Annotated in this window: 4 protein-coding genes; 2 read left to right on the top strand and 2 right to left on the bottom strand. The window is 59.1% G+C overall.

The window, feature by feature from the left end:
• Window positions 1-764: 764 nt before the first annotated feature.
• Complete coding sequence (locus tag BW978_RS22935; RefSeq protein ID WP_076398581.1) at window positions 765-1,361, top strand: helix-turn-helix domain-containing protein; 597 nt, start codon at window positions 765-767, stop codon at window positions 1,359-1,361.
• Window positions 1,348-2,589: a type II toxin-antitoxin system HipA family toxin gene (locus tag BW978_RS22930; protein ID WP_348529172.1), complete on the top strand. Its 1,242-nt coding sequence runs from the start codon at window positions 1,348-1,350 to the stop codon at window positions 2,587-2,589. The genes BW978_RS22935 and BW978_RS22930 overlap by 14 nt, the downstream gene beginning before the upstream one ends.
• A gap of 11 nt (window positions 2,590-2,600) precedes the next feature.
• Here BW978_RS22930 and BW978_RS22925 read toward each other — a convergent pair whose 3' ends face one another.
• Together BW978_RS22925 and BW978_RS22910 are read right to left on the bottom strand one after the other, a co-directional pair.
• Window positions 2,601-3,527 carry an ArdC family protein gene (locus BW978_RS22925; RefSeq protein ID WP_076398575.1) on the bottom strand — a complete coding sequence of 309 codons (927 nt, stop codon included), beginning with the start codon at window positions 3,525-3,527 and terminating at the stop codon, window positions 2,601-2,603.
• 2,211 nt (window positions 3,528-5,738) lie between these two features.
• Window positions 5,739-11,916, bottom strand: a 6,178-nt coding sequence (locus BW978_RS22910) for an Ig-like domain-containing protein (RefSeq protein ID WP_139330650.1), incomplete at its 5' end; no start/stop codon positions are given.

Here is an 11,916-nt window from a genome sequence, read left to right as displayed (position 1 = left end):
CAAAATGGAAATATGCATGGCTCGGCTCCTTTCCCTTCAAGAGAAGGACATCATACTCGATGTCCTCGGAAGGGCGGGCCATCCCATAATCAACAAGCGCGCCTCTCCAAGCCTGCGTGTTCGAAGACTAATCCGGATGAGCGGCCGCTGCGGGTCAAGCGTCGACGGAAGCCTGATCTGAAACATGTAGGAGGAGGAGGTTTGCGTCAGATAGTGGCCGGGACGGTTTGATGACATCTGGCTTCATCGCTCTGCAGGGTTACTCACTTTTACTAGGCCGCATGATCCATGCGTGGCGAGACTGTTTGGGGCTCGGCTTATGGAATGTTTGGCTCGTTGAACGCTGGGCTCGCCGAGTGCAGGGCCGACGCCAGTATCGGGCTTGAGTGGCAAGGCGCATAGAGTGAGATCTTGCGGGATTGATAACGGCAACCGATCGGTGTGGACCCTGCCTCTGGGGATTTGGACCCTAATCCTAACAGCCTCCCGGATTTCTGAGAGAGTTGCCTAGCTCGAAGGTTCGTTTTGCAGTTAGCGAAGCCAACCTTTCCTCGATGCGGCCTCGTATCGGAGGACGCACCAGAAGTTATGGGTATCGTGCTCAGATGCGGGTGAGAAGGAAGTTACCAACGCATCCCTTTTGATATCGAAATAAACATCATAAAATCATTTTGATGTCTTTTTAGATATCAATTGCTATGCTACACAATTCTTGATATCAAAAACGACATCAAAAATAGATTACGATGTAGCAATAAACATCAATGAGATATGAATCCCAAGAAATCGCGGACCGCCTACGCGAAGCCAGGGAAGCCAAACAGCTTAGTCAACGCGAACTGAGCCGCCTGGCTGGCGTTCCACAGGCGCAGATCTCGCGGATCGAAACCAATAACGTAGATCTACGCCTGTCGAGCCTCGTCGCGATTGCCAACGCACTTGACTTGGAGATCGCCCTGGTCCCGCGCAAAGCTGTGCCAGCGATCAAGTCAATCATGCGCCAAACGACGGATCGTAATGTGATCCAATCAACCGCAATCGACAAGGAAATGCAGCGATTGCAAAAGGCAATCCGCACACTCCAGATCGAAGCGCCGGCACTTCCAGAACTGCAGGATCTGCGCAAAGCCATAGCGTCCATCCAGCGCCTACAGATCGATACGCGGTTCCTGGACAGTCTCCGCTCTCTTCGGCGCACCATTGAACGCGCCAATCTCACACAGCAGTGGAACGGCATCTTCGATGCAGCCAACGGCATGAAGGCGCTCCGCAACAAAATCGCTCATTTCGCGCCGACGAGCGAACAGAGGAATGCAAACCGTCCAGCCTACTCGTTAGATGAGGAGGATGACGATGCCTGATGTTTCCGTCTTGAGTGTGCGCCTCTATGGCAAAGAAATCGGCACCATCACTTATGTCGGAGCCGAAAAGACGCTTTTTGCGTTCAACGATGCCTATGTCGAGAACCCAGAAAGACCGACCCTCGGCCTGCAGTTTAAGGATAGCCTCGGCGACCTGATCACGGATTTTCGACCATACAAGATCAAGCTGATGCCATACTTCTCGAACCTCCTGCCGGAGGGGCATCTGCGCCGATACCTGGCCGAGAAGGCTGATATCCATATTGATCGGGAGTTCTTCCTCTTATGGGTGCTCGGGCAGGACCTGCCCGGCGCGATCACTATCAACCCAGCGGACGGCGAAGAATGGCCGGACGAAGCGCACAACGTCTTGGAAGGCGAAGCAGCGAGGCAAGCTGCGGAAGATGCCATGCGGTTTTCATTGGCGGGAGTGCAGCTCAAATTCTCGGCCGTACAAAGTGCCAGCGGTGGCCTGACCATTCCGACAAGCGGCATCGGCGGCAATCGGATCGTCAAACTCCCCTCGCGCGAGTTTGCCAACGTCCCGGAAAACGAGTTCTCGATGATGAGCCTTGCCAGGATGGTCGGGATCAACGTGCCAGCGATCGGACTGATCGATGTGCGATCGATCGGAAATTTGCCGGACGGGATTGAGACGATCGGGCAACAGGCCTTCGTCATCGAACGCTTCGATCGCAATGAGGATGGAAGCGCCACACATATCGAGGATTTCGCGCAGGTCTTTAATGTCTACCCTGAGAATAAGTACAAGAAGGCCAGTTACCGAAATGTGATATCGGTGATCGCCTCGGAATCCGGTCCGGATGATGTCGCCGAATTCATTCGCCGCTTGACGTTCAATGTCCTGATCGGCAATGGCGACATGCACCTAAAAAACTGGTCGCTCATTTATCCCGATCGTCGCAGCGCCCGCCTCGCTCCGGCCTATGACTTCGTGTCCACGATCCCGTATATCGTAAATGACAAATCCGCGCTGACTTTCAGCCGGACAAAGGAGTTCAGCGGGTTTACAACAGACGAGCTGGCGCATCTATCCGCAAAAGCCAACCTGCCCAAGAAGCTTGTGCTCGACACGGCTCAGGAAACTGTCGCGCTATTCATGGAGCGATGGGGGAGCGAAAAGACCAACCTCCCAATGCTTAAGGATGTTGTCGAAACCATCGACAAGTATGTTGCGACTTTGCCTGTTGTCACCGGTAAAGAGTGAAAGGATGGGGCTCACGCCGCACCCTCTTTGTCTCGATAATGAGAAGCCAGCGACATCAGCCAGTTGCTCGCTTCAGAGGCTTTCGAAGCTGCGGTGAAGACTGCCTTCTTGTCGGACTTCAGCACGGTCAACCAGTTCTTGATGTATTGGGCATGATCGAGACGCGGCTCAAGGACCAGCCCAAGATCGCCGCACAGGAAGGCTGCACCCAGTTCGGCGACGAGTTCTTCCATCGCATAGGCCTCAGTGCCAAATCGGGTGGACAGATCGCGAGAAAGGCGGGTGTTCGCACCTGACCAATGGGTCAGCTCATGGCATAGCGTGCTGTAAAAACCTTCGCCGGCAGTCGAGGTCGCGGTGCCGGTGAAGCGGCGGCGCTCTGGTATGCGGATGATGTCAGCTGATGGGACATAGCAGGCTTTGTCGCCCCCTTCCTCGATGACAGCACCTGTTGCTTTGACGAAGGCTTCGGCCTGAGCGATTGGATCGAACAAGGGCTGTTCCGGGATATCGGTCTGATCAAGAGGGAAGCCATCCACCTGGGCCGCATTGAAGACCCAGCTGGCGCGTAGAACCATGCGTTCGGCTTGTTCGGCCTGACCGGTCTGGTCATTGATCTCTTCGACATCGAAAGTCTTGTAGAAGACGACGAGTGAGGATTTCTCACCCTTGCGCACCTGGCAACCGGCATCTTGCCATTGTCGGTACGTGCCCCATACATTCGAGGGATAGTGAGATGCCTGGGCAGACACCCAGAGGCTCAAAATATTCACGCCATTATAGGGCTTGCGCGATGCGATATTGACGGGGCGAGCCAGGCTTGCCGCTTTGTTGGCGATCCAGGGCAGCTGGAACTCGCCAGCGTTTTCGAGAGCATCGAATATGCGGTTGGTAATTTCCTGATGGACATCGAATTTGGGTGAAGATGATTTGGACATGATCGTTTCCTTTCGCTTTTGAGACCGCGACCATCGCGGCCTGATGGCGTCCGGAGAGACAGGTCAAAACAGCCCTTGCACCCCGAAGGGGCGGGCGAAGCGAAAAGACGGTGCAAACCATTGCATGGGATGGGGGGGACTGTCAGGAAAGCCTGAAAGAAGGCAGCCATGGTGTGGCTCTTAGCAAAACGAACGATCAGGTCGCCGATGACCGACATCGCCGGATCCGCGGTCATATCGAAGTAAAGTCAAGCCTTTGCGTGCGGACTTCATCTATTCACGCTCAACTGCAGCGTGAAGCCTCTGGGCTGCTTCACCAGACAGGCACCAATCTTGAGCTCTGACCTGGAGCGCTGCGCCGCATGCGCGTGATCGCAGCTGATCCTGTCGAGTTCCTAATTGCCGAGGCGACCTGAAACGCGCGGGGCACGGCGGGCCCGCAAAAGGCGAAGGGAAAAAGGCGGGCAACAATGGACGCACGACGCGCTGAAAGGCGCTCGACGCCTTCTCACAATGCTGACCAACCTACCGCTGCACAGAAGAGAGGATAACAAGCCAATCCCTAGACCAAACCCTGATCAGAAAACCATACCTAGAAGTGGCTCATTTCTCGGTGAAAAAACCGGCTCATCCGCGTGGAAACCAACAGCGAACCTCAATGATTGCCTTGATCAGACTGTATCGGCCCGCTTGAGGCGCCAGCTCGCACTTGAGACGACAGCCTACCATCAACGAGGATCTTCCGACTTGCGCGTTCTCACTGGCAAAGAGTGAAAGGCAGCAACCTAAGTCACATTCTCGAAGCCATGATACCTCGGACGCATAAGGCAAGACCCGCTTCCCCGGCTTCAAAAACTATGGAGGATGGGTTGAAAGCCGTCTTCACACGAACGGCGACAACAGAGGCCGCACTAAGCTGCTGGACGAGATGCCTTTTCGTCGCCGAGCTCAAGCCAGATCGGCACCGTCAGGCAGGTGTAGTGACTAAAACTATGATCACGGCAAGCGGGACCAAAGCCAACCCGCGACCAACCTTTTTAAAGCGTCTCCGCAAAAAGGTGTCCGCCACCCATGTAAACGAGCTACACCCGTTTCGGGCTTCACTGATCTTCACACCGGGCCCGGTATCTCACCCGCTAGGCGCGGGGGGCACTCGAGCAGGATTGCAGTTCACTTCCACCGACTTCACTGCCGTGCTGAAGAGGGCGCAGATCGCCATTTCGATGAATGGCATGGGCGCGTGGCGGGACAAGGTCTTCGTCGAGAATCTCCAAGAACGAGGCTTATCTTAAGATGCCGCCGCTGGGTGGGCATGACCCCGAATCTGCGTTTGAACTGGCGTGAAAACTTTGCCCTAGCAAATAAGCCGCACTGCCTCGCGATGGAAGAGATCAACGTCGACGAAGATGCCTGATCAATCAATTCCTTAGCTCGATGCAACCGAAGGGCCAAAATGTACTCCGCATTTTTTAGGTCATGATTTATAAATGCGCGATAGAGGGGGATCTGGAGCACATGAGCGTGTTATGAGGGTATCGACCCCCAAGAATTAATTCAGCGCATTGGCCTTCAATGTACCGAATGGCTGCGGCACCAAGAACTGAATCGCTTTCAAACACCGCCGGGTCGCCAATTCCGGTCATAACGTCTACCGGGAGATGGCGTGCGCCTCTGATTGAGTAGTAAAGACCTTTCGTCGGAGTGAGCCTTTCATGAGTTCGCGCAAGCGTGCCTAAGTGTTCACGCAACCCCTGACATAGAGCTGCTGCCGAAAGACGCTGCTTTAAAACTCCGGCTGTCGGAATACCAAACAGATCGCTTTGTGGCGTGTCCATGACACTTCGCTTGTTGAGCGTGGCGTCATAGACGAAGAACTCTCCAGAGTTCTCTACCATCTCCCTCGCCATCCGCCAGCCGGGCTTTCCTCGTGCCTGCCGTGATCATCCCTTGGCTGATACTGTCCAGTCCATCATTGTCGATCTGGCTGGATAAGCATGGCAGAACGAACGTGGAGAGACGGAAGGCTGCACGTTACGCCCAAACTGTCTCATCGTTGCGGTCCGCTGGGCTACAGACGAGTCCTCATGCACCTTGGACTGCTTGCTGTCACGACGCGGCCTCCGCAGCCAGATCGCGCCGTGATCGAAGTTTTTGAAGCAAAAGCTCGTCGAGCCCGATTGGCTGCCGCCAGTGGCACGGCCACTTGCCCCATCAGATGGCCACTGACGATGGTGTCACATCGTCCTCCACCAGAATATGGAGCGCGCTGGTAAACGGCGCAGGACTGAACGGGATGATCTGCGTACCATCCGCATCGGTGCCCATGCCGCCAATATCCCCTTCGAGCAAGGCCCCGTTGACAGAGCCATTTGCATCGACCTGGTTGACCTGTTGCGAGCCGAGAAGTGCCGCAAAATCGATCACATCACCCCCGCCGAAATCATAGTCGGCGATCAGATCCCGAATGCCCAAGCCGGAAGCGGCCAGCACATCCACGTCGAAGACAAAGGTGTCCATGCCGGGCGCACCCGTCAGGGTGTCTCTGGCCAGCAAGCCATTGAGGATGTCGTCACCCACCTCTCCCGAAAGAAACCGGTCGCCGGTTCCGTCGAAAGGCCCAAGATCGAGCCCGAAGAATTCCCCGGTTGACCCGTCGACCAACTCGAATTGGCCTTCGGCGAACACGCGCTGTCCGTCGACGATGTAGCTCGTGGCAAGGGCGTCGAGACGGACCGCAGCCACACCCGCGTCGGCCAGTCCTACGAGTTCGTCTGCGTCACTGATGCCATTGCCATCGGCATCGATCCAGAGGCGGATATCGCCGAAATACGCATCTTGCATGTCGATCCGACCGTCGCCGTTAGCGTCAAGAGAAGCCAGCGCATCCAGCGAGGTCTCAAAGCCGCCGCCGTTGAAATCGGGCGAGAAAACCTCGTTGCCGCTTTCGATGGCGCCAGACCCGTCGAGATCGACCACCAGCAGGCCATCGCCGCCGGATGGCCAGGCGATCGAATCCGCCACGCCATCGTGATCGAGATCGAAGCTTGCCCCGGTGAAATGCAGGCCGTCGCCATTGAGATCGAGCACGATCGGGTCCATCGCCGCGGCCAGAACGGTCGCCAGATTGCTGAGACCGGCCACGCCCTCGAGCTCGATCAGGATGTCGTTGACCGCATTCGGCGTGTCTCCGACCTGCTGATAGACGTAGGTGTAATTCACGCCGCCGAGCGTTGCGCTGAAAGAGACCAGCGTGCCGGCGGCGCCCAGATCGTTGCGCCCGAGATAATCGACGGCGGCGGCGATCGCCTGCCCGCTGTTCAGCGTCAGGGGGCTGAAAGGCGAAGCAGAATCGGAAAACTGGATTATGCCGCCGCTCAGGATCCGGTGGGCGCCGACTTCATTGCCGGCTCCGTTCACGTAGCGGAGGAAGGAAACGGCTCCGTCGACGATCGGCCCGTTGACCGTGGCAACCTGCGGCGCAACCGCAAAGTCGAGCTTATCGACGCCGGGGTCGAAGTCGGTGATCCTGTCAAAGCCTGAAACCGAGCCATTGTTGCCGCCGGACGATGCCAACGCATATGCCGTGTCGCCCGCCGTATAGATGAAGCGGTCCGAACCCAGACCCCCGGTGATCGTGTCGCGATCCGCTCCTCCGATGAGGTAGTCGTTCATGCCAGTGCCGATGATCCCGTCGACGCCGCCAAATCCGAACACGATGGCTCCGGTGGGCAGATTGTATGCTTCAATCGTATCCCAGCCATTGGTGCCGCGACCCAGGGAGAACGGCGTGAAGGAGCCTCCCACGCCATCGGTGAAATTCACCGGCACCGTGGTGTCAGATGTTCCTGCGGTCATGTTCACCGTGTGCTGGCCGATCCCGAAGCTTGTGCCGAGAGCCTCCGCGGCATTCAGGGGTGTAATTGCAATGCTGCCGGAATCCGCATCGGTGATGGTGAAGCCGATCGTTGTCGCCGTCACCTTGAGATTGGACACAACAGGCGCGGTGCTGATCCCCTGAACATTGACCGTCACCGTAGCCGTCGAGGTGCCGCCGTTGCCGTCGCTGATCGTGTAGGTGAAGGTGTCGGTGGTCGTCTGCCCTGTCCTGAGCGCCTGCAGCGTGGACGAGCCTGTCGGATTGTAGGTGATCTCGCCGGTCGTCGAATTATAGCTGACAGCAGCGCCCTTGCTGCTCGTGGCCGAAACCGACTGGATGGCGGCCGGCGCGTTCGAGTCGTTTGCGAGCAGCCAGGACTGCGAGAAGGTGAAAGGCGCATCCTCGGTGATGGTGGCGTAGGTTTGGCCGTTCAGGCCGCCGGCTTCCGCGGTGTATCCGATCGCGCCGACATTGCTGTTGCTGGCATCGACATCGTTCCAGTTTTTGGAAACATCGGTGGCGAGATAGTTCTCCGCGCTGTTGTAACCGGACAGATTGCCCGGATTGTTCGACGACCAGTTGGTGAAGGCGCCGTTCTGGGCAGATCCGTTGGCCCCGCCGATCCAGAACACCTGCCCAGCCTCTGGCCCCGTCACCCACTTCCAGGTGCCTTCTGCGGCTTGGTCAGTGGCGCCCAGATGGGTTCGTCCGGTCGCCAGGCTATCGATCAACGCGTCCTCCGCGCTGCTAGTGCTCGTCGCCAGATAGGACTGCCCGGTGATCTCGCCCGCAGCACTGGTGACAGCATTCGACCAGGTCGTGTCAGTCGACACGTATTTGTAGATGTGGCCATTGGTGGCAAGCCAGGTCCAGCCAACGGGCGCGGGGCTGATGACGTCGGCGGAGGCGACGGCCAGAGTAACGTCGCTCTGCGCGGTTACATTGACCACGCTCGTGGCCGACACCCCGCCGCCGTAGCCGTCGGTCACGCTGATCGTCAACGTGCGGGTGGCCGTCGGTGTATCCCTCGAATTGGCATAGGTCAGGTTCTGGAGCAGTGCGTCGACCGCCGTGGGCGTGGCGTTGGCGTTGAACGTGACGACCAGATTGTTCGGGCCCGACCCGCCGAAGAACGAGCCAATCACTGTGCCGCCATAGGTCACGTTGCCGCCGGAGAAGCCGATCTGCCCGGCGCCGGTGCCCTGGTTGCGGATGCCGATCGTGTCCTCGCCGTTGATGAAGCCGGACACCCTCAGCGTATAGGTATCGAGATTGGCGGAATCCACGTCTGCGAAGACTACATTGGCGTCGATGACCTGCGGGGCCGCATTGACCGTATTCTCGAGGAATGTGACGTTGTCAAAACCGGTCAGAGTCGGCGCGTCGTCGACGCCCTGGATGGTCATCGTTACCGTGCCGGTCGAGCCATTGCTCAATTGGTAGGTGAAGGTATCGTCAAGCGTTTGGCCTGTCGCAAGCGCCTGCACTTGCAGGATACTGCCGGCATTGTAGGTGATGCGGCCCGTCGCCGCGTCGTAGGCAAGCGAGGCTCCAAGCGTGCTCGTGGCAGAGACGCTTGAAAAAGCCGCCGCCCCGGTATCGTTCTGCAACAGGATGTTGGCGAGGAAGCTGGTCTGTCCAGATGCTTGGTTGGCGACGTATAGCGACCCTACTGTGCCGGCCTCGGCAATGTAGCGGCCGTCTTCGCCGGTCCGCGCGCCGACATCAACCCACTTGCCGTAATTGGCGCCTGCTTCACTGACGAGGATGACATAGTCCTCACCGCCGCCGCCATTATTGGGCTCATTGCTGGCCCAGGGGGCGTAGGCCCCGCCAACCGCCGTGCCGTTCGCAGCGCCCGACCAGAACTGGGTCCCGCTTTCCGGGCCTTCGATCCAGCGCCACACGCCTTCCACTGCGCTGTCCGACCCGCCAATGACGCTGTAGAAATTGTGCCGGGCATTGGCGAGAACGAAAGCGCTCTCGCCTGCGCTTGTTATCGTTGCGACATAGGCCGCCCCGCCCAGCAAAGTATCAACATGCGCAAACGGCGTCTGACCTAAGCCCGGAATAGCCGTGTAGTAGGCGTGCCCGTTGACCTCCCAGACCCGCCAGTATTCGGAGGCGAAAGAAAGGTGGTCCGCCACCGCAACCTGCGCCGGTGGCGTGACGGTGATCGAGAAGGCTTGCGCGACCGGAACGGAACCGTCCTCGTTCCCATCCTCGACCGAGACATTGAACGACGCCGAAGTCGTTGCCGAGCCGTTATGGCGGAATTCGACCGACCCGCCGGCGAGCTGGACGCCGGTGAAGCTGTTGGCCTGCGACCCAGCCACCCAGACGGTACCATTGACGAGGTTAGAAACACTGAAGACAACGCCCGTTGCGCTGTCGTCAACGTCGATGAAGTCGAGGTCGGCCACGTCAAGGACATAGGTGGCGCCGTTGGCCATGGTGGCCGCAAAATCGCCAGTCAGCGTCGGCGCATCGTTTTCCGCCGTCACATTGACCACGCTCGTGGCCAAGACCGTACCGCCGTCGCCATCGGTGACGCTAATGGTTAGCGTGCGCGTGGCCGTCGGCGTGCCGCTCGAGTTGGCATAGGTCAAGTTCTGGATGAGCGCATCGACCGCCACCGGTGTGGCATCTGCGTTGAAGCTGACAACTAGGTTGTTTGCGCCCGAACCGCCGGTGACCGTGCCGATCACCACGCCGCCATAGGTCACGTTGGTGCCGGAGACGCCGATCTGGTTCGCACCTGCGCCCTGGTTGCGGATACCGATCGTGTCCTGCCCAACAATGAAGCCGGAAACGGTCAACTTGCCGGTGTCGAGATTGGCGCTGTCGATATCTGCGAAGACCACATCGGCGTCAATGATCTGCGGCGCGGCGTTGACGGTGTTCTCAAGGAAGGTGACCCCATTGAGACCCGTGAGCGTGGGCGCGTCGTTGACCGCGATCACCGTGACCTCGAAGCTTCGCGTCACTGTCTCGGTGTCGGTCACGGCGCTACCGGACAGGGTCGCTGTGTCGGTGGTGGTGACGGACAGCGTCAGGGTGAAAGTGCCGCTGGCATTGGCGGGTGGCGTGAAGGTTAGGGTGGACAGCGTCCAGCCGGTGAGATCGACGGATGCGCCGGTCGAGGTCGCGCTGCGGACGCCATCGGTGAGGACCGCGCCTGCCGGAACCCCGGTGACAGTGATCGACTGGATCGTGTCTCCCGGCTCGACCGTGACCGCAACAGGCAGGCTGATCGGTCCCGCGTCCTCGCTGCCAAGCGAAGCGATCTCGACGCGGGCGAAGGAGATCGTTCCGGAATTCGTGTTTGACTGATAGGCGACCAGGAGATCGCCGTCGCTCGTGAGTGTGGCAGCACCGTCGACATAGATCGGCCAGAAGCTGGCGAAACCATCCGCAACCTGGAATTCGGCTCCGAGCGGCACGCCGTCGGCATCAAAACGCTGGCCGTAGATGCCGGGGGCCGCGGGGTTGGACGAATGCCAGACGATGACATAGCCGCCATCCGGCAGCGCAACAACTTCCGCTAGGGTCTGGTCATCCGTGGTGGTGCTGTTGACCCGCACGGGCGTTCCGGAGGGCTCGCCGAGCGGCTGTCCGTCCACACCATAGCGCAGCTGATAGACTTCGCGATCGGCGCCGGAAGAGTAGAACGCGACCACATAGCTGCCATCGACGAGCACGGCGATCGAGGGCACGAAGGAAAGGAGGGTATCGGATACCGGGAGTGATGTAATGACCGCGCCCTCGCGCGTCCCGTCCGGCCCATAACGTTGCACCTGGATTGCCGCACCGGTTGACCACGCCACGACGAAACCGCCGCCTGGCAGCGCTGCGATGTCGGGGTTCTCCTGATTGCCTGCCTGGTTAGACAGGGCGTTGACGAGCGCCGAGGGTGCGCTCGCGCCCGGGGTGATGATGCCGATGCGAATGTCGCGGTTAGAACTGCCATATTCAATGGCAAAGGCGATGTCGCCATTAGCCAGCCGGGTCATGGCGCTGTTCAGGAATTCGCCGCTGGCAATCTGCGTAACCGTGGCCGTGCCGCCCGGTGAGGCGAAGGAATGGAGGCTAGCGGGCCTGCTGTCATTGGTGTTGCCGATGATGGCAAAGCCGTTGTTGTCGAGGGCGACGACCGAATGGCCCCGATCATAATAGGGTCCGCCGGACAGGACACCGGATGCGCCGGGTGTGCCGGCGGCATCATAGGTGGCGTAATGCAGATTGTTCGCATCATACCAAACGACGACATGGCCGCCGCCGGACAGCGCGGCGACTGCGGGCGCCTCTGAGGCGATGACATTTGTGACCTGCACCTGGGCGGTCGCCACTGCGGCGGACAGCGAAATGATCGCAGGCGCCGCCACGGGCGCGACGTCGATGGTGACGGTTCCGGTGTCGGTGGCCGCACCATTGTCGAGCGTGTAGGTGAAGGAGGCCTGGCCGGAGAAGTTGGCCGTTGGCGTGAAGGTGACGATGCCGCCGGCAAGCGCC

Source organism: Rhizobium sp. RU33A, from assembly GCF_900156055.1.
GTDB lineage: Bacteria > Pseudomonadota > Alphaproteobacteria > Rhizobiales > Rhizobiaceae > Allorhizobium.
The sequence above is the reverse complement of the archived record's forward strand: the minus strand, read 5'-3'. Positions and strand labels throughout refer to the sequence as shown.

What these genes read in the sequence shown, in the direction of transcription:
- BW978_RS22935 (WP_076398581.1), top strand. Translation starts at nt 765, where the DNA reads ATGAGATATGAATCCCAAGAAATCGCGGACCGCCTACGCGAAGCCAGG.
- BW978_RS22930 (WP_348529172.1), top strand. Translation starts at nt 1,348, where the DNA reads ATGACGATGCCTGATGTTTCCGTCTTGAGTGTGCGCCTCTATGGCAAA.
- BW978_RS22925 (WP_076398575.1), bottom strand. Translation starts at nt 3,527, where the DNA reads ATGTCCAAATCATCTTCACCCAAATTCGATGTCCATCAGGAAATTACC.